Source organism: Streptococcus sp. KHUD_011, from assembly GCF_046352925.1.
In the GTDB taxonomy this organism is placed as follows: domain Bacteria; phylum Bacillota; class Bacilli; order Lactobacillales; family Streptococcaceae; genus Streptococcus.
Genome location: NZ_CP157578.1, coordinates 1,393,764 through 1,411,099, shown reverse-complemented (window position 1 = coordinate 1,411,099; position 17,336 = coordinate 1,393,764). Strand labels below are relative to the sequence as shown.

The 17,336-nt window shown below is 42.0% G+C and carries 19 protein-coding genes; 17 read left to right on the top strand and 2 right to left on the bottom strand.

From position 1 onward, the window contains the following. Positions 1 to 637 precede the first annotated feature (637 nt). The 5 genes from ABKJ27_RS06625 (at position 638) to ABKJ27_RS06605 (ending at position 4,998) form a co-directional block, all read left to right on the top strand. Positions 638 to 1,258, top strand: a complete 621-nt coding sequence (locus ABKJ27_RS06625; RefSeq protein WP_410011560.1) for a CadD family cadmium resistance transporter — start codon at positions 638 to 640, stop codon at positions 1,256 to 1,258. Positions 1,259 to 1,491: 233 nt separating this feature from the next. Further along, positions 1,492 to 2,538: a FecCD family ABC transporter permease gene (locus tag ABKJ27_RS06620; RefSeq protein WP_410011559.1), complete on the top strand. Its 1,047-nt coding sequence runs from the start codon at positions 1,492 to 1,494 to the stop codon at positions 2,536 to 2,538. 1 nt (position 2,539) lies between these two features. Next, on the top strand, positions 2,540 to 3,295 hold the full coding sequence (locus ABKJ27_RS06615; RefSeq protein ID WP_410011558.1) for an ABC transporter ATP-binding protein: 756 nt from the start codon (positions 2,540 to 2,542) through the stop codon (positions 3,293 to 3,295). Positions 3,296 to 3,314: 19 nt separating this feature from the next. Further along, entirely contained in the window at positions 3,315 to 4,325 is a 1,011-nt protein-coding gene (locus ABKJ27_RS06610) for an ABC transporter substrate-binding protein (protein WP_410011557.1), read from the top strand. Further along, complete coding sequence (locus tag ABKJ27_RS06605; protein WP_237447008.1) at positions 4,306 to 4,998, top strand: alpha/beta hydrolase-fold protein; 693 nt, start codon at positions 4,306 to 4,308, stop codon at positions 4,996 to 4,998. The genes ABKJ27_RS06610 and ABKJ27_RS06605 overlap by 20 nt, the downstream gene beginning before the upstream one ends. A 42-nt stretch (positions 4,999 to 5,040) precedes the next feature. On the opposite strand, the gene ABKJ27_RS06600 is transcribed toward ABKJ27_RS06605, so the two are convergent. Next, the gene (locus tag ABKJ27_RS06600; protein ID WP_064275970.1) at positions 5,041 to 5,790 is read right to left on the bottom strand and encodes a lysophospholipid acyltransferase family protein; all 750 of its coding nucleotides are present in this window, start codon (positions 5,788 to 5,790) and stop codon (positions 5,041 to 5,043) included. 133 nt (positions 5,791 to 5,923) lie between these two features. Here ABKJ27_RS06600 and ABKJ27_RS06595 point away from each other — a divergent pair, with 133 nt between their 5' ends. From ABKJ27_RS06595 to ABKJ27_RS06565, 7 genes are all read left to right on the top strand, one after another. Continuing rightward, on the top strand, positions 5,924 to 8,260 hold the full coding sequence (locus tag ABKJ27_RS06595) for a cation-translocating P-type ATPase (RefSeq protein ID WP_237447007.1): 2,337 nt from the start codon (positions 5,924 to 5,926) through the stop codon (positions 8,258 to 8,260). Between the two features lie 101 nt (positions 8,261 to 8,361). After that, positions 8,362 to 9,039: a tRNA (adenine(22)-N(1))-methyltransferase gene (locus tag ABKJ27_RS06590; RefSeq protein ID WP_201058882.1), complete on the top strand. Its 678-nt coding sequence runs from the start codon at positions 8,362 to 8,364 to the stop codon at positions 9,037 to 9,039. Next, positions 9,026 to 9,823 carry a Nif3-like dinuclear metal center hexameric protein gene (locus ABKJ27_RS06585; RefSeq protein ID WP_237447006.1) on the top strand — a complete coding sequence of 266 codons (798 nt, stop codon included), beginning with the start codon at positions 9,026 to 9,028 and terminating at the stop codon, positions 9,821 to 9,823. Before ABKJ27_RS06590 ends, ABKJ27_RS06585 begins: the two co-directional genes overlap by 14 nt. Positions 9,824 to 9,839: 16 nt before the next feature. Further along, entirely contained in the window at positions 9,840 to 10,943 is a 1,104-nt protein-coding gene (locus ABKJ27_RS06580; RefSeq protein WP_410011556.1) for an NAD(P)/FAD-dependent oxidoreductase, read from the top strand. Between the two features lie 6 nt (positions 10,944 to 10,949). After that, positions 10,950 to 11,252, top strand: a complete 303-nt coding sequence (locus tag ABKJ27_RS06575; RefSeq protein ID WP_410011555.1) for a hypothetical protein — start codon at positions 10,950 to 10,952, stop codon at positions 11,250 to 11,252. Continuing rightward, positions 11,231 to 12,250: a UDP-glucose 4-epimerase GalE gene (galE, locus tag ABKJ27_RS06570; RefSeq protein WP_410011554.1), complete on the top strand. Its 1,020-nt coding sequence runs from the start codon at positions 11,231 to 11,233 to the stop codon at positions 12,248 to 12,250. The genes ABKJ27_RS06575 and galE overlap by 22 nt, the downstream gene beginning before the upstream one ends. 1 nt (position 12,251) lies before the next feature. Further along, positions 12,252 to 13,217 (top strand): glycosyltransferase family 2 protein, encoded by a 966-nt coding sequence (locus tag ABKJ27_RS06565; protein ID WP_410011553.1) that lies wholly within the window; start codon positions 12,252 to 12,254, stop codon positions 13,215 to 13,217. Positions 13,218 to 13,274: 57 nt separating this feature from the next. Here the strand turns inward: ABKJ27_RS06565 and ABKJ27_RS06560 are convergent, their stop codons facing one another. After that, entirely contained in the window at positions 13,275 to 13,472 is a 198-nt protein-coding gene (locus tag ABKJ27_RS06560) for a ferredoxin (protein ID WP_004235080.1), read from the bottom strand. A gap of 45 nt (positions 13,473 to 13,517) precedes the next feature. Here ABKJ27_RS06560 and ABKJ27_RS06555 point away from each other — a divergent pair, with 45 nt between their 5' ends. From ABKJ27_RS06555 to ABKJ27_RS06535, 5 genes are all read left to right on the top strand, one after another. Further along, positions 13,518 to 14,009: an SAG1386/EF1546 family surface-associated protein gene (locus ABKJ27_RS06555; RefSeq protein WP_410011552.1), complete on the top strand. Its 492-nt coding sequence runs from the start codon at positions 13,518 to 13,520 to the stop codon at positions 14,007 to 14,009. Between the two features lie 8 nt (positions 14,010 to 14,017). Then, on the top strand, positions 14,018 to 14,689 hold the full coding sequence (gene cmk, locus ABKJ27_RS06550; protein WP_049502392.1) for a (d)CMP kinase: 672 nt from the start codon (positions 14,018 to 14,020) through the stop codon (positions 14,687 to 14,689). A gap of 130 nt (positions 14,690 to 14,819) precedes the next feature. Next, entirely contained in the window at positions 14,820 to 15,158 is a 339-nt protein-coding gene (locus tag ABKJ27_RS06545) for a zinc ribbon domain-containing protein YjdM (protein WP_001061584.1), read from the top strand. A gap of 2 nt (positions 15,159 to 15,160) precedes the next feature. Continuing rightward, entirely contained in the window at positions 15,161 to 15,790 is a 630-nt protein-coding gene (locus ABKJ27_RS06540) for a Pr6Pr family membrane protein (protein ID WP_000033942.1), read from the top strand. A gap of 321 nt (positions 15,791 to 16,111) precedes the next feature. Continuing rightward, positions 16,112 to 17,263: an MFS transporter gene (locus ABKJ27_RS06535; RefSeq protein WP_023946242.1), complete on the top strand. Its 1,152-nt coding sequence runs from the start codon at positions 16,112 to 16,114 to the stop codon at positions 17,261 to 17,263. The last annotated feature ends 73 nt before the right edge of the window (positions 17,264 to 17,336 follow it).

Sequence of the window (17,336 nt, the reverse complement as noted above, 5' to 3'; positions counted from 1 at the left end):
TCGATATACTCAAGTATAATCTTCGGTTACGGTTCCTAGCACTGTAAGGGAAAATAAACCAGAAGGATCTCCCTTTGGGGAGATTTTTTTGTTTCACTGAAAGTTTCGTACATTCTTCTCCTCGCCGTCTAGTCTATAAACGTTTTATCCAGCAAGAATCATGATGCTAAGGGTGTAAGAAATCCGTATGAAAATAGGGAAACGACACCGTGTTCGATGAACACAAGGAGTACCATCTTTTTCACTAGGATTTTAGCCTGAACTCAAATCAGCTCTCTGACTTCAGAGGGCTTTTTTATTGAGGTTTTATCGGTCACAATTTTGGAGACTACAAAAACCTCAAATGGTATCAGCTAATTACACCATAAAGGTGCGTAGCTACTCGGATTGAAAAGCCGAGTAGCTGTCTGCAAGCCCCCTCGGAGAGCCCACACTTTACGAAGTAAAGTATAGTATGTTATACTTTACATGGAAGTAGTCACTGAATTCCAGTTAGAAATTACTTTGTAACTACGTTTTGAGGAGGAGTAAAATGCTTTCCTATGTTCGACATTACCCACTAGCGATAGCTAAATTAATGTGTCTGTGCTCTCCTAAAATCTGCTGATTTATTACTGACTAATACAGGAGTTTTTTTATGGTACAGACAATCATATCTGCTATTGGTGTTTATATTTCTACCAGTATCGATTATTTAATTATTTTAATTATTTTATTTGCACAGCTATCACAGAATAAACAAAAATGGCATATTTATGCGGGGCAATATCTAGGCACAGGCTTACTTGTAGGGGCGAGTTTAGTTGCTGCTTATGTCGTTAATTTCGTGCCTGAAGAATGGATGATTGGATTGCTTGGTTTAATCCCTATCTATTTAGGGATTCGCTTTGCAATTGTTGGAGAAGGTGAGGAAGAAGAGGAAGAAGAGGAAGAAATTATTGAAAGATTAGAACAAAGCAAGGCAAATCAACTGTTTTGGACAGTTACATTGCTAACAATTGCGTCTGGCGGAGATAATTTAGGTATCTATATACCTTATTTTGCTTCGTTAGATTGGTCACAGACCCTCGTGGCGTTGCTTGTGTTTGTAATCGGCATAATTATCTTATGCGAGATTAGTCGGGTGTTATCCTCTATTCCGTTAATATTCGAGACAGTTGAAAAATACGAGCGAATCATTGTGCCCTTAGTATTCATTCTACTTGGACTATATATCATGTATGAAAATGGCACGATAGAGACTTTTCTGATCGTGTAGATTTTTTTGTTTCACTAGGATTTTAGCCTGAGCTCAAATCAGCTCTCTGACTTCAGAGGGCTTTTTATGTTGTCACCTTACCTTGGTATGCTCAAGCATAATCTTCGGTTACGATTATTAGCACTGTATGACCAACTATATTTATTTTTCTCATCTTGTTCCATTGTTGAAAATATGGTATACTTTTCATGAGAATTTTCTAAATTTTTAAGATTCTATCAAAGGAGGTTTGCATGCTTTCCAAATTTTCTGGAAGCCGACAAGACCAGCAATTTGTGTTACTTTTAGTTGTTTTGCTAGGTATTTTAGGGATTTCTCTCTTTCTAGCAGTTTCAATGGGATCTGTTGCGATTGATCTAGGAGATACCTATCGGATTATTTTGAGCAGGTTGGGATTTCCTCTTGAGATAGGAGAGGTTTCCAAGTCTACTCTTGCCATTGTATGGAACATGAGATTCCCTCGAGTATTGTTAGGTCTGATAGTAGGAGCAGGTCTTTCTATGTGTGGTAGTGTGATGCAGTCTACAGTGAACAACCCCATCGCAGAGCCTTATGTCTTAGGAATATCTGCGGGTGCAACTCTGGGGGCAACCTTGAGCATCATTCTTGGTTTAAAAGTGATGATTAGCCTTGGAGCTTTTCTTGGAGCTATTTTGGCAACCATTGCTGTCCTCATCATTGCCTCTATGCAGGGAAGGATGACAACATCTAGTCTGATCTTATCAGGAACGGTGGTCAATGCTCTCTTTCTAGCTTTTTCCAACTTTATTATCTCAGTTGGCGCTAATGCGGACAGTGTGATGACCATTAAGTTTTGGACCATGGGCTCGATCGCTGGGACTTCCTGGGCAGACTTGGTCCTGCCAACTATAGTAGTAGGAATAGCCTTTCTATTTTTCTCTACTCAGTATCGTGTTTTCAATGCGATGATGATGGGAGATGAGGCTGCTTTAACTTTGGGAATTCCCTTACGCTTTTATTGGTATCTTTATGTGACAATGGTGGCTGTGCTGACAGCAGTCTTAGTGGCAACCTGTGGGATTATTGGATTTGTTGGTCTGATTACTCCACATTTAGCTCGAGGGTTAGTAGGGACGAATTACAAGAGGCTTTTTCCTGTTGCAACCTTGCTAGGTGCCCTCTTTGTCATTTGGGCAGATGTACTCTCTCGTATCATCATTCCAAACGCAGAGCTTCCTATTGGTATTTTCACAGCCTTAGTAGGTGCTCCCTTCTTTATCTACATTGTTGGAGGTAGGCGAAGGGAGGTGAGGGTCTGATATGGACTTGATTTGTCAGGATGTCCACTTTGGACTAGGAGAGAAAAAAATCCTCAAAGGAGTTTCTCTTAAGGTTGAGGGGCATCAATTTCACACGATATTAGGGCCAAATGGAAGTGGAAAAACCAGTCTACTTAAACTCCTCTATCGTCAGGAAAAGGCGGACAAAGGCTTGATAAGCCTAGATGGAAAACCTCTGGAACAATGGACGCTCAAAGAAACAGCCAAACAAATGGCAGTTGTCACCCAGTTTAATCAGCTGCAGTTTGATTGTACAGTTGAAGAAATTGTCTTGCTGGGAAGAACCCCCCACCTCTCTTTTTTACAGAAGGAAAGGGAAAGGGATTATGCCCTCGTTCAAGATGCTCTTGTCAAGGTGGATATGCTTGAGAAGAAAACTCGTCTCTATTCGTCTCTGTCAGGGGGGGAGAAACAACGAGTCTTACTAGCCCGCGCCTTGGCGCAAGAACCGACTCTCTTACTCCTAGACGAACCAACCAATCACCTGGATATCAGGTATCAGCTAGACTTGTTAGCCATTGTGAAGGAGCTCAAGGTCAATGTTCTAGCTGTCCTACATGATATTCAACTTGCTTGTCGCTATTCGGATTATCTCTATCTGATGAAAGAGGGAGAAATCCTTTATCAAGGGACTCCAAAGGAGACCATCACCTCAGAATCATTGCAAACTGTATACGGAGTTCAGAGTCAGGTTACTTGGACCGAGGACCAACAAGCCATGATTCACTATTTATAAGAAAGAAAAGGAAAACAAGATGAAAAAAACACTTAATATTTTACTGGTAACAGTAGCTACATTAACTTTGGCAGCTTGTGGCAATACTACTACAGAAAAAGCTACCACACAATCTAGCACAGAAACAAGTCAAAAGGCGAGCACAGAGACGACTTATCCACTAACGGTCAAAACCTATGACGCGAAAGGGAATGAAGTTGAACAAGTCTTTGACAAGGCGCCTGAAAAAGTTATCACCAACAATCTTTCAACCACTGAAATCTTATTGGAGTTGGGGTTGAAGGATAAAATTGCTGGCATGCTCAATCCAGACAATGCTGTGACGGACAAATACAAGGACGCGATTGCGACGATTCCTCAAATTGGGGATAAAAAAATAGTCTCACAAGAGACAGTCCTTTCTTATGAGCCAGACGCTGTGATGGGTCGAAACATGATGTTTTCTGAAAAATCCTTGGGGACAGTTAGCACTTGGAATGAAAACAAAATCCCAGTTTATACTCAAAAAGCTTCTCTCTCAACGATTCAGCAAGATTTGGGGAATATCGTAGAAGATGTCAAAAATCTGGGAATGATTTTTAATGTTCAGGACAAGGCCAATGAATACGCAGCTCAATTACAAACTAAAATTGACGCTGTTAAGAAAGCAAATCCAGCAAGCCAAGGTGAAAAGAAAAAGGCTTTGATTATGGTTGCTTATAATGATGAAACCTTCGGTGCCTACAAGTCTGCTTTGCAAGAAAGTTTGCTGAACCAACTTGGTTATACAAACGTTGCAACGGGAACATCAGGCTTGACCTTGGAAAATCTCGTGTCAATGGATCCTGAATTGATTATCTATGTAACCAGCGACCGCAATAAAAAATTGGATGAAAAAGCAGTAGAGTTGATGAAGGCAAATGCTGTTTTGGAAAGCGTTCCTGCAATTAAGAATCAAAAAATCATGAACATCTCTTACGATGAATTGATGGACTATGGTCCAGCAGTGATTGATTCCCTTGAGAAAATCAATGACTTTATCAATAAATAATAAGTTTGATTGGGAAGGAATTCAAGTCAAAATCAGCCTTCCTTCTAACTACGACCCCAATCAAACCTATCCGGCTATTTTATTGAATGATGGAAACTTGGATTTCCTATCTTCCCTTTCCGAATCTGTGATTTTAGTGGGCTTGACCTCTAAAAATCGCTTAGACGATTACACTCCCTGGAAGGCATCTGCTCTGAGAGATGGGGCTCCAGATTTTGGAGGTCAGGCCAAGGTCTATCATGATCATTTGTTTGGAGGTCTTTTAGACAAGTTGCAGTCGCTTTATCGTCTGGACGAAACTCGCCTTGCTTATGGAGGTTACTCACTAGGTGGTTTGGCGGCAGTTTACAGTCTTTTCAGCTTTGACAAGGTTTCCTGTGTTTTCTCTATCTGCGGTTCTTTTTGGTATCCTGATTTTGTGGCTTACTGCAAGAAAGAGACAGTGAAAAATCTAGATTGTTTGCTGTATTTACAAAATGGTCAAACAGAAGGAGCCTATCATACTAATCGCTTGGCTCAAGCACCAGCTTATGCTGAACAGATCCATACCGATCTTCAAAAACGCTATCCGAAAGGTCAGTTTGTCTTTGATCCTTATGGGCACCATGAACAAGTGGCTGAGCGATTTCTAGCCTTTTCCGGCTGGTTGGCACAAAAATGGAAAATCAAATAAAAGAATTATCCCTTGGCTTTTGCCAAGGGATTGTTGTATTTTTTAACCAAGAGCCTCTCTTTTCTTATCTGGATTCCAGACGAAGCTTGCGATAAAGCTAAAGATGATGGTTAAGATAGCAAGGATAATGGCAAGGATGAGGGCAGGGATGCGGATAAACCACCAGAGTGGGTTCGGTTTTTTATCGTTGTGCCATTGTTTCGTTTCTTGGTCCAGACGTTGGAATTCTGTTTGGATACGGTCTGCAACCATTTCGATTCCTTCATCATTCATTTTCTTGATGTCTGAAATATCGATTGGATTTCCAAAGTTCATGTCGACACGTTCACGGCTAACCAAGCCCTTCAAAGTCATGGGACCTGTGTAGGTAACTGGCATGATACGAACCTTGGCCATTTTGGCAATCAGGGCTACGCCACCCTTAACATCGTTTGAGTGACGGCTTCCACTTGGAAACATGATGAGAGAGCGGTCACTTTTTTTTAGGACATTGATAGGATATTTTATGGCAGAGGCGCTAGGATTTTCACGGTCGATAGGAAAGGCACCACACATACGAATCCACCAACCAAAAATACGGTTAGTAAAGAGTTCTTTTTTGGCCATAAAGATGAACTGTTTTGGCTTAGTCGCAAAGGCCATATAAACTGGATCCCACCAGGTGCGGTGAGGCGCAACCAGGATATAATTTTCATCTTGATTAGGAATTTTATCGGTATTATGGTAGTGGGCATTGCCATTGATGGACCATAGTAGCAATACAACCAATCCACGTAAATAAGTATAAAACATGCGATCTCCTTCGATTCTTTTCTTGTTAATATTATACCTTATCAAAGGAGGGCTGGCAAACTTTTTCCCTTGACTAGGTGCATATTTGGGATGAGATTAGAATTCTTTTAGAAAAAATGATATGATATAATTTATGGATAAAAATAAGATTATGGGATTAACCCAAATAGAAGTCAAGGAAAGACAGGCTAAGGGCTTGGTCAATGATTTTACCGCATCGGCTAGTACCAGCACTTGGCAAATCGTTAAACGAAATGTCTTTACTCTTTTTAATGCTTTGAACTTTGCTATTGTTTTGGCACTAGCCTTTGTGCAGGCTTGGAGCAATCTGGTCTTCTTTGCTGTTATCTGCTTTAACACCTTTTCTGGTATTGTGACCGAGCTGCGGGCTAAACACATGGTAGATAAGCTCAATCTCATGACCAAGGAAAAGGTCAAAACCATTCGTGATGGACAGGAAGTTGCCCTCAATCCTGAAGAATTGGTGCTAGGAGACGTCATTCGTTTGTCTGCTGGGGAGCAGATTCCCAGTGATGCCTTGGTTCTGGAAGGATTTGCGGAAGTCAATGAAGCCATGTTGACGGGGGAAAGTGATTTGGTGCAAAAGGAAGTTGACGCCTTGCTTTTGTCAGGAAGCTTCCTAGCAAGTGGGTCAGTTTTGGCTCAAGTCCACCATGTCGGTGCTGACAACTATGCTGCCAAACTCATGCTGGAAGCCAAGACCGTTAAACCTATTAACTCCCGTATCATGAAATCGCTGGATAGGTTAGCAGGTTTTACTGGGAAGATTATCATTCCTTTTGGTCTGGCTCTCTTGCTAGAAGCCTTGCTTTTAAAAGGTTTGCCTCTTAAGTCGTCCGTTGTAAATTCGTCGACAGCCCTACTGGGAATGTTGCCTAAGGGAATTGCCCTTTTGACCATTACTTCGCTCTTGACTGCAGTGATTAAGTTGGGCTTGAAAAAGGTCTTGGTGCAGGAGATGTACTCTGTTGAGACCCTGGCGCGCGTGGATATGCTCTGTCTGGACAAGACGGGCACCATCACCCAAGGAAAAATGCAGGTGGAGGCTGTTCTTCCGCTGATGGAAGATTATGATGAAGAGGCTATTGCCAGCATCCTGACTAGTTACATGGCTCATAGTGAAGATAAAAATCCAACAGCCCAAGCTATTCGAAAGCGTTTTGTGGGAGAAGTTTCTTATCCTATGCTTTCCAATCTTCCTTTCTCAAGCGATCGCAAGTGGGGAGCTATGGAATTGGAAGGTTTGGGGACAGTTTTCTTAGGTGCGCCTGAGATGTTGCTGGACTCTGAAGCCCCAGAAGCCAGGGAGGCCTTGGAGAGAGGGTCACGTGTCTTGGTCTTAGCTCTCAGTCAGGAGAAATTAGACCATCACAAACCACAGAAACCATCTGATATTCAGGCTCTAGCCTTGCTAGAAATCTTGGACCCGATACGAGAAGGAGCAGCTGAGACGCTGGACTATCTTCGTTCTCAAGAAGTGGGACTCAAGATTATCTCTGGGGACAATCCAGTTACGGTATCCAGCATTGCCCAGAAGGCTGGTTTTGCAGACTATGACAGTTATGTAGATTGCTCAAAAATTACGGATGAGGAATTGATTACTATGGCTGAGGAGACAGCTATTTTCGGACGTGTTTCCCCTCATCAAAAGAAACTCATCATCCAAACACTGAAAAAAGCGGGGCATACAACAGCTATGACAGGGGATGGAGTTAATGATATCCTGGCCCTTCGTGAGGCGGATTGTTCTATCGTGATGGCTGAGGGAGATCCAGCGACTCGTCAGATTGCCAATCTGGTTCTCTTGAACTCTGACTTTAATGATGTTCCTGAGATTCTTTTTGAAGGTCGTCGTGTGGTTAATAATATTGCCCACATTGCACCGATTTTCTTGATAAAGACCATCTACTCATTCTTGCTCGCAGTTATCTGTATCGCCAGTGCTTTACTAGGTCGGTCTGAGTGGATCTTGATTTTCCCCTTCATTCCGATCCAGATTACCATGATTGACCAGTTCGTGGAAGGGTTCCCACCATTCGTTCTGACTTTTGAGCGAAATATCAAACCTGTTGAGCCAAACTTCCTCAGAAGATCCATGCTTCGTGCTCTACCAAGTGCTCTCATGGTTGTGTTCAGCGTTCTTTTTGTGAAAATATTTGGAAGTAGCCAAGGTTGGTCTGAGTTAGAAATTTCAACTCTACTCTATTATCTCTTGGGGTCAATTGGTTTCTTATCTGTATTTAGAGCCTGCATGCCATTTACCCTATGGCGTGTCCTCCTGATTGTTTGGTCAGTAGGAGGCTTCCTAGCCACAGCTCTCTTCCCAAGAATTCAAAAACTGCTTGAAATTTCAACCTTAACAGGACAAACATTACCTGTTTATGGTGTCATGATGTTGGTCTTTACCGTGATTTTCATCCTGACTAGTCGCTATCAAGCCAGAAAATAAAGAAAGGCTGCAATCTGTGGATTGCGGTCTTTTTAGGTACAAGATTGCCAGCTGAAATGTGGTATAATAAGAGGTAATAGAGTTTTGGAAAGTGAGAGAAAATGATTTCAAAGAGATTAGAATTAGTGGCTTCCTTTGTGCCACAGGGAGCTATTTTACTAGATGTGGGAAGTGACCATGCTTATCTGCCTATCGACTTGGTCGAAAGAGGAAAAATCGAAAGTGCCATTGCAGGTGAGGTGGTGGAAGGTCCCTACCAATCTGCAGTCAAAAATGTTGAGGCTCACAGCCTAAAGGAGAAAATCCAGGTTCGTTTAGCCAATGGCTTGGCAGCCTTTGAAGAGTCAGACCAAGTGTCTGTCATTACCATTGCTGGTATGGGTGGTCGTTTGATTGCTAGGATTTTAGAAGAAGGCTTGGACAAGTTAGCTAATGTAGAACGATTGATCCTTCAGCCCAATAATCGTGAAGACGACTTGCGTATCTGGCTACAAGAGAACGGATTTCAGATTGTAGCTGAAAGCATCTTAGAAGAAGCTGGCAAGTTTTACGAGATTTTGGTGGTGGAAGCAGGACAAATGAAGCTATCAGCCAGTGATGTTCGCTTTGGACCTTTCTTGTCCAAAGAGATCAGTCCAGTCTTTGTCCAAAAATGGCAAAAAGAAGCTGCTAAGCTAGAGTTCGCCCTTGGACAAATCCCTGAAAAAAATTTGGAAGAACGTCAAGTTCTAGTAGATAAAATTCAAGCCATCAAGGAGGTGCTCCATGTTAGCAAGTGAAGTGATTAACGTGTATGAAGCCTTTTGTCCTCAGGAATTTTCCATGGAGGGAGACAGTCGTGGTCTGCAAATTGGCACTTTGGACAAGGATATCCAAAGGGTCATGGTGGCTCTCGATATTCGTGAAGAAACGGTGGCTGAAGCCATTGAAAAGGGTGTGGACTTGATTATTGCCAAGCACGCGCCGATTTTCCGTCCTATCAAGGACTTGGTATCTAGCCGTCCGCAAAATCAGATTTACATCGACCTCATCAAGCATAACATTGCAGTTTATGTCAGCCATACCAATATTGATATCGTTGAAAATGGTCTCAATGATTGGTTCTGTCAGATGCTAGGTATCGAAGAAACGACCTATCTGCAGGAGACAGGTCCTGAACGTGGAATTGGACGTATTGGGAATGTTCAGCCTCAGACATTTGGGGAATTGGCCCAGCATGTCAAGCAAGTCTTTGGTTTAGATAGCCTTCGATTGGTGCATTATCAAGAGAGAGATTTGCAGAAGCCTATTTCAAGAGTGGCCATCTGTGGTGGTAGCGGGCAGTCTTTCTATAAGGATGCTTTGGCAAAGGGGGCAGATGTTTATATCACTGGTGATATTTACTACCACACTGCTCAGGATATGCTGTCTGATGGCTTGCTAGCCTTGGACCCAGGTCACTATATCGAAGTGCTTTTTGTAGAAAAAATTGCAGAGCTTCTTAATCAATGGAAAGAGGAAAAAGGCTGGACTATTGATATCTTACCTAGTCAAGCATCGACCAATCCTTTCCACCATATCTAGTTAGAAGGTGAAGACAATGAAAAAAGTTGCCATTATTGGAGCAGGGATTGTAGGTGCAACAGCTGTCTACTACCTCTCGAAAGAAAGTGATCTAGAAGTAACAGTCTTTGATCATGGACAAGGTCAGGCTACTAAGGCCGCAGCAGGAATTATCAGCCCCTGGTTTTCCAAACGCCGCAATAAGGCCTGGTACAAAATGGCGCGCTTGGGGGCTGACTTTTATGTGGATTTATTAGCAGATTTAGAGAAGTCAGGACAAGAAATCGACTTTTACCAGCGTTCGGGAGTCTTTCTCCTGAAAAAGGATGAAACTAAGTTGGAAGAACTCTATCAACTAGCCCTCCAGCGTAGAGAAGAATCTCCTTTGATAGGGCAATTAGCCATTCTGGACTCAGCATCAGCTAATGAATTATTCCCTGGTTTGCAGGGATTTGAGCACCTGCTCTATGCTTCTGGTGGAGCGAGAGTAGATGGCCAACTCTTAGTGACTCGTTTGCTAGAAGCCAGTCAGGTCAAGTTGGTCAAAGAAAAAGTAACTCTGACACCTTTAGCATCAGGTTACCAGATTGACGAAGAGGTGTTTGATCAGGTTATTTTGGCGACGGGAGCTTGGTTGGGACACCTGTTAGAGCCTTTAGGTTATGAAGTAGATGTTCGTCCCCAAAAGGGGCAACTCCGAGATTATCAACTTGCCCAAGACATGGAAGCTTACCCTGTTGTCATGCCAGAAGGGGAGTGGGATTTGATTCCTTTTGCAGGTGGGAAATTGTCCCTAGGAGCTACTCATGAAAATGATATGGGATTTGATTTGACGGTAGATGAAACCTTGCTCAAACAAATGGAGGAGGCAGCCTTGCCCCATTATCCAGTTTTATCTAAAGCGACTTCAAGAGCTGAGCGTGTGGGAGTCCGTGCCTATACCCGTGATTTCTCGCCTTTCTTTGGGCAGGTGCCAGAATTGGCAGGTGTTTATGCTGCTAGTGGACTAGGTTCATCAGGCCTCACAACTGGTCCTATCATTGGTTACCATCTAGCTCAACTGATCCAAGATAAGGAGTTGACCTTGGACCCTGAAAACTATCCAATTGAAAACTATGTCAAACGAGTAAAAAGCGAATAATACTCAATGAAAATCGAAGAACAAACTAGTAAACTAGCCGCGGGCTGCTCAAAGCACTGCTTTGAGGTTGTGGATAGAACTGATGAAGTCAGCTCAAAACACTGTTTTGAGGTTGTGGATCGAACTGACGAAGTCAGTAACCCTACCTACAGCAAAGCAAGGCTGACGTGGTTTGAAGAGTATAAGCATTTTACTGAAATTTTATCCTACCCTCTAGGATGGCAAATGACATTCCCTATCAAAAATGGTAAAATAAGAAAAAATAATCCGAGAATCGAGGAACAAAGATGCAAGAAAAGATTTTGGTAACGGGTGGAGCTGGTTTTATCGGAACCCACACTGTTATTGAGTTAATCCAAGCAGGTCATCAGGTTGTTGTGGTGGATAACCTTGTTAATAGTAACAGAAAAAGTTTAGAAGTTGTTGAGAGAATTACAGGAGTTGAAGTGCCTTTCTATGAGGTAGATATCCGTGATACAGATACTCTTCGTGACATTTTCAAACAGGAAGAACCAACAGGGGTCATTCACTTTGCTGGTTTGAAGGCTGTTGGAGAATCTACCCGTATTCCTCTTGCCTACTATGACAACAACATCGCTGGGACTGTTAGCCTTTTGAAAGTTATGGAAGAAAACAACTGTAAAAACATCATCTTCAGTTCTTCTGCGACAGTTTACGGAGATCCTCATACAGTGCCAATCTTGGAAGATTTCCCACTTTCAGTGACCAATCCATATGGCCGTACTAAGCTTATGCTTGAGGAAATTTTGACGGATATTTACAAGGCAGACTCAGAATGGAATGTGGTCTTGCTTCGTTATTTCAACCCAATCGGAGCTCATGAGAGTGGAGATTTGGGAGAAAATCCAAACGGTATTCCAAACAACCTCTTGCCATATGTGACTCAAGTAGCAGTTGGAAAACTAGAACAAGTGCAAGTGTTTGGAGACGATTACGATACGGAAGACGGAACTGGTGTTCGCGACTATATCCACGTTGTCGATTTGGCTAAAGGTCACGTTGCAGCTCTACAAAAAATCCAAAAAGGTTCAGGCCTAAACATTTATAACCTTGGAACAGGTAAAGGCTATTCTGTTCTAGAAATTATCCAAAACATGGAAAAAGCAGTGGGACGTCCAATTCCTTACCGCATTGTAGACCGTCGCCCAGGTGATATCGCAGCCTGCTATTCAGATCCTGCAAAAGCAAAAGCAGAACTCGGCTGGGAAGCAGAATTAGGCATCACTCAAATGTGTGAAGACGCATGGCGTTGGCAAAGCAAGCATCCAAATGGATTTGAAGACTAAGATGGTGATGTCAATCATTGTCCCCTGTTTAAACGAAGAGGAAGTACTTCCTCTTTTTTATCAGGCTTTGGAAGATTTGATTCCTGATTTGGGAGCAGCAATCGAGTATGTCTTTGTCGATGATGGATCGAGTGATGGGACCTTGGAACTCTTAAAGGTCTATCGGGAACAAAATCCGGCAGTGCATTATATTTCTTTCTCTCGAAATTTTGGCAAAGAAGCAGCCCTCTATGCAGGCCTGCAGTATGCGACAGGAGATTTGGTGGTGGTAATGGATGCGGACCTCCAAGATCCTCCTAGTATGTTGCTTGAGATGAAAGCCTTACTAGATCAGAATGCAGACTTGGACTGCGTTGGAACACGGAGAACTAGTCGGGAGGGAGAACCCTTCTTTCGCAGTTTCTGTGCCGATCTCTTTTATCGACTCATGCAAAAAATCAGTCCAGTAGCTCTGCCGTCAGGTGTCCGTGATTTTCGCATGATGAGAAGGTCTGTAGTCGATGCCATTTTAGCTTTGACCGAGTCTAATCGTTTTTCAAAGGGCCTCTTTGCCTGGGTGGGGTTTAAGACCCACTATCTGGATTATCCCAATGTCGAAAGACAGGCTGGCAAGACCAGTTGGAGTTTCAGGCAACTCTTTTTCTACTCCATTGAAGGGATTGTTAACTTTTCAGATTTTCCCTTGATTATCGCCTTTGTGGCTGGTCTCCTATCTTGTTTTATTTCTCTGCTTATGACTTTTTTCGTTGTGGTTCGGACTCTCATTTTGGGCAATCCGACATCAGGTTGGACCTCTCTGATGGCTGTTATCCTCTTTCTTGGGGGAATCCAACTCTTGACCATTGGGATTCTCGGCAAGTATATTAGTAAGATTTATCTAGAGACTAAAAAAAGACCACTTTATCTCGTCAAAGAAAAAAGTGACCTTCCTGATTTTACAGAAAAAAATAAAGAGAAAAGACTATAATTTTGCATGGAAATATGCTAAACTAGGAGGAGTAGAACGTTCTTGTCTATATTATAGTTAATCTTTAATCAAGGCACGTGTCGGACAGTTTCTAACAGCTTCTACGACGTCCTGACTAGGAGAAATTTCTTTTTCTAGTTGATCAGGATCATCGTAAAAACGCACGATTCCATTATCGTGGTAATCAAATAATTCAGAATAAGTTTGGCAAAGCCCACAGGCAATGCAGCGTTCAGGTATAAGTGTGATTTTCATATTTATATTGTAATAAGAAAAGTAAAAAAAAACAAGGAGTAAGGTATGGCAAAAGAACCGTGGCAAGAAGATATTTATGAGAATCAAGAAGAAACAAGATCAGAACGTCGTAAGAGAGAACAAGGTGGAGGAGTGCTGGCTAATCGTATCTTGACTATTTTAGCAAGTATTTTCTTTGTGATTGTAGTCGTGATGATTATTGTTCTTATCTATCTTTCATCGGGTGGGAGTAATCGCACGGCAGCCTTGAAAGATTTTCACGATTCAGATACAAAAGTAGAGCAAGTTTCTTCTACATCTAGTAGTAGTTCAGAGCAGGCATCTTCTAGTTCAGAGGAGAAGGTAGAAGAGTCATCTAGTAGCTCAGAACATCCAAATGATCCAGAAGGAACTACAAAAGTCTTGGCTGGAGAAGGAGAAGCAGCCATTGCCGCTCGTGCAGGAATCTCTATTGCTCAGTTAGAGGCTTTGAATCCTGGCCATATGGCTACAGGATCTTGGTTTGCTAATCCAGGTGATGTTGTCAAAATCAAATAGGAGTTGATATGAAAACAATTCAAATTGCTATTGACGGTCCTGCTTCAAGTGGCAAGAGTACGGTCGCAAAGATTATCGCTAAGGATTTTGGTTACACCTATCTAGATACAGGTGCTATGTATCGTGCAGCGACCTATATGGCTCTGAAACACCAGTTAAGAGTGGAAGAGATTGAGGAACTTTTAGCCTTATTGGACCAGCATCCAATCAGTTTTGGGCGCTCAGAAACTGGAGAACAACTTGTCTTTGTAGGGGATGTGGATATTACCCATCCTATCCGTGAAAATGAAGTGACCAATCATGTTTCAGCAATTGCAGCAATTCCTGAAGTACGTGAGAAACTAGTTTCTCTCCAACAAGAGATTGCCCAGCAAGGTGGGATTGTCATGGATGGTCGCGATATTGGGACTGTTGTATTGCCACAAGCAGAATTGAAAATTTTCCTAGTAGCTTCGGTAGATGAACGAGCAGAGCGCCGTTACAAGGAAAATATTGCCAAGGGAATTGAAACAGACCTTGAAACCCTAAAAGAGGAAATTGCTGCGCGTGACTACAAGGATAGTCATCGTGAGACTTCACCTCTCAAACAAGCAGAGGATGCTGTCTACCTTGATACAACTGGTTTGAACATTCAAGAAGTAGTTGAAAAAATCAAAGCAGAAGCTGAAAAAAGAATGTAAATGTAGAGAAGCCGATAGATTGATATCGGTTTTTTTCTAAATTTGTCAAAATGCTGATTTTAAGGTATAATAGTTGCTGTTCGAGAAATTTTGATTTTCAAAGAATAGTGAATGATGATAAGGAGAAACCATGAACAACCTACCAAATTGCCCAAAATGTAACTCAGAGTATGTCTACGAAGACGGTGCCCTACTGGTTTGCCCAGAGTGTGCTCATGAGTGGAATCCTGCTGAAGTTGCAGATGTAGAAGAGGGCCTTGTTGCTATCGATGCCAACGGGAATAAATTGGCTGACGGTGATACTGTAACCCTCATCAAGGACTTGAAAGTAAAAGGTGCGCCAAAAGATTTGAAACAAGGGACGCGCGTGAAAAATATCCGCATCGTAGAGGGCGACCACAATATCGACTGTAAAATTGATGGCTTTGGTGCCATGAAACTCAAATCAGAGTTTGTGAAGAAAATTTAAGCATGTCAAAACACTATAAACTTGTATTTTATAGCCGTATCTTCTTGTTTCTAGCGGCTTTTACGGGAGTTTATCTTGAAATCGCCAAGCATGGTGGATTTGGGATGTTGCTCTATTATACGGTTCTGTCCAACCTTTTAGTCGCGATTTTTACGCTCTATCTCCTAAAGGTTATGAGCCGTTTAGGTGAAAACTGGCAAAGACCAAGTCTCTTGCGCTTAAAAGGTGGGGTCACCATGAGTATCATGATTACCTGTGTGATTTACCATTTCCTCTTGGCACCCATTGCGACTAATTTCTATACTCTAGAAAATTTCCTTTGCCACTATATCGTTCCCCTCTGGTTTTTAGCAGATACCCTCTTTTTTGACAAACAGGGTCAATACAAGATTTGGGATCCAATTGTGTGGACGATTTTACCCTTGCTTTATATGATTTTTGCTCTTTTTAATGGCTTGGTACTGAAACTTGATGTTCCTAATTCTAAGGTCAGTCCCTTCCCTTACTTCTTTTTGAATGTGAACAAGGGTTGGGATGTCGTGTTCAAGTGGTGTCTGATTATCTTTGTTGCCTATATGGTGGCAGGATTTATCTTCTACTTTATTAAGCAAATCAAGAGAAAGTCATCCTAATACTCTTCGAGAATCTCTTCAAATCACGTCAGTTTCGCCTTGCCGTATATATAGTTACTGACTTCGTCAGTTTCATCTACAACCTCAAAACCATGTTTTGAGCTGACTTCGTCAGTTCTATCTACAACCTCAAAGCAGTGCTTTGAGCAACCTGCGGCTAGCTTCCTAGTTTGCTCTTTGATTTTCATTGAGTATAAGACACAAGGGATTCATTTTCTAGTTTAAGAAGGAGTCTATACACCAAAGAGGCTTCTTCTTTTCTTGCCTGTTTGATAACTATCAAAAAAGTAGAAGATTAAGAGAAATATAGAAAGAGATTTCATGAAACAATTTTTAGAACGGGCCAGTATTTTGGCTCTCTCTCTCGTTTTGATTACATCCTTTTCCATCTCGAGTGCCCTGCCAGCCATGTTTGACTATTATCAAGGTTATCCTAAGGAACAAATTGAGCTCTTGGCGAGCTTGCCTTCCTTTGGAATCATGATTATGTTATTACTAAATGGTTTCTTAGAAAAAATATTTCCTGAGCGCTTACAGATCAGTTTGGGATTGCTGATTTTATCACTAAGTGGAACTGCTCCCTTTTGGTACCAAGCTTATCCTTTTGTCTTTGGAACACGGATTCTTTTTGGTTTAGGTGTTGGGATGATCAATGCCAAGGCCATTTCTATTATCAGTGAACGCTATCAAGGAAAAACGAGAATTCAGATGTTAGGGCTACGCGGTTCTGCAGAGGTCGTTGGGGCTTCTCTCATTACCTTGGCAGTCGGCCAATTGTTGGCCTTTGGTTGGACAGCTACTTTCTTAGCTTATAGTGCTGGATTTTTAGTTCTGATCCTTTATCTGCTCTTTGTACCTTATGGAAAAGAAAAGAAAGAAGTCAAGAAAAAAACGAAGGAAGCAAGTCGCTTAACTCGGGAAATGAAGGGCTTGATTTTTATCTTAGCTATTGAAGCGGCGGTTGTAGTTTGTACCAATACAGCTATTACCATCCGTATTCCAAGTCTGATGGTGGAAAGAGGACTGGGAGATGCCCAGTTATCTAGTTTTGTTCTTAGTGTCATGCAGTTAATCGGGATTGTGGCTGGTGTGAGTTTTTCTTTCCTGATTTCAATATTTAAAGAGAAACTGCTCCTCTGGTCTGGTATTACCTTCGGCTTGGGGCAAATTGTGATTGCCTTGTCTCCATCCTTGTGGGTGGTAGTGGCAGGAAGTATTCTGGCTGGCTTTGCCTACAGTGTAGCCTTGACGACAGTCTTTCAACTTGTCTCTGAAAGAATTCCAGCTAAACTCCTCAATCAAGCAACCTCATTTGCAGTTTTAGGCTGTAGTTTCGGAGCCTTTACGACTCCATTCGTTCTAGGTGCAATTGGCTTATTAACTCACAATGGGATGTTGGTCTTTGCTATCTTAGGATCTTGGTTAATTGTAACCTCTATCTTTGTCATGTACCTACTTCAAAAGAGAGCTTAGGATTGGTTTCCTAAGTTTTTCTTTCGGGAATTTTGTACCCATACAGTATTTATTTTAGGACCTTGTCTACAGA

What these genes read in the sequence shown, in the direction of transcription:
- galE (WP_410011554.1), top strand. Translation starts at nt 11,231, where the DNA reads ATGCAAGAAAAGATTTTGGTAACGGGTGGAGCTGGTTTTATCGGAACC.
- ABKJ27_RS06575 (WP_410011555.1), top strand. Translation starts at nt 10,950, where the DNA reads ATGAAAATCGAAGAACAAACTAGTAAACTAGCCGCGGGCTGCTCAAAG.
- ABKJ27_RS06580 (WP_410011556.1), top strand. Translation starts at nt 9,840, where the DNA reads ATGAAAAAAGTTGCCATTATTGGAGCAGGGATTGTAGGTGCAACAGCT.
- ABKJ27_RS06605 (WP_237447008.1), top strand. Translation starts at nt 4,306, where the DNA reads ATGACTTTATCAATAAATAATAAGTTTGATTGGGAAGGAATTCAAGTC.
- ABKJ27_RS06620 (WP_410011559.1), top strand. Translation starts at nt 1,492, where the DNA reads ATGCTTTCCAAATTTTCTGGAAGCCGACAAGACCAGCAATTTGTGTTA.
- ABKJ27_RS06540 (WP_000033942.1), top strand. Translation starts at nt 15,161, where the DNA reads ATGTCAAAACACTATAAACTTGTATTTTATAGCCGTATCTTCTTGTTT.
- ABKJ27_RS06555 (WP_410011552.1), top strand. Translation starts at nt 13,518, where the DNA reads ATGGCAAAAGAACCGTGGCAAGAAGATATTTATGAGAATCAAGAAGAA.
- ABKJ27_RS06565 (WP_410011553.1), top strand. Translation starts at nt 12,252, where the DNA reads ATGGTGATGTCAATCATTGTCCCCTGTTTAAACGAAGAGGAAGTACTT.
- ABKJ27_RS06585 (WP_237447006.1), top strand. Translation starts at nt 9,026, where the DNA reads ATGTTAGCAAGTGAAGTGATTAACGTGTATGAAGCCTTTTGTCCTCAG.
- ABKJ27_RS06545 (WP_001061584.1), top strand. Translation starts at nt 14,820, where the DNA reads ATGAACAACCTACCAAATTGCCCAAAATGTAACTCAGAGTATGTCTAC.
- ABKJ27_RS06615 (WP_410011558.1), top strand. Translation starts at nt 2,540, where the DNA reads ATGGACTTGATTTGTCAGGATGTCCACTTTGGACTAGGAGAGAAAAAA.
- ABKJ27_RS06535 (WP_023946242.1), top strand. Translation starts at nt 16,112, where the DNA reads ATGAAACAATTTTTAGAACGGGCCAGTATTTTGGCTCTCTCTCTCGTT.
- ABKJ27_RS06625 (WP_410011560.1), top strand. Translation starts at nt 638, where the DNA reads ATGGTACAGACAATCATATCTGCTATTGGTGTTTATATTTCTACCAGT.
- ABKJ27_RS06610 (WP_410011557.1), top strand. Translation starts at nt 3,315, where the DNA reads ATGAAAAAAACACTTAATATTTTACTGGTAACAGTAGCTACATTAACT.
- ABKJ27_RS06560 (WP_004235080.1), bottom strand. Translation starts at nt 13,472, where the DNA reads ATGAAAATCACACTTATACCTGAACGCTGCATTGCCTGTGGGCTTTGC.
- ABKJ27_RS06595 (WP_237447007.1), top strand. Translation starts at nt 5,924, where the DNA reads ATGGATAAAAATAAGATTATGGGATTAACCCAAATAGAAGTCAAGGAA.
- ABKJ27_RS06600 (WP_064275970.1), bottom strand. Translation starts at nt 5,790, where the DNA reads ATGTTTTATACTTATTTACGTGGATTGGTTGTATTGCTACTATGGTCC.
- cmk (WP_049502392.1), top strand. Translation starts at nt 14,018, where the DNA reads ATGAAAACAATTCAAATTGCTATTGACGGTCCTGCTTCAAGTGGCAAG.
- ABKJ27_RS06590 (WP_201058882.1), top strand. Translation starts at nt 8,362, where the DNA reads ATGATTTCAAAGAGATTAGAATTAGTGGCTTCCTTTGTGCCACAGGGA.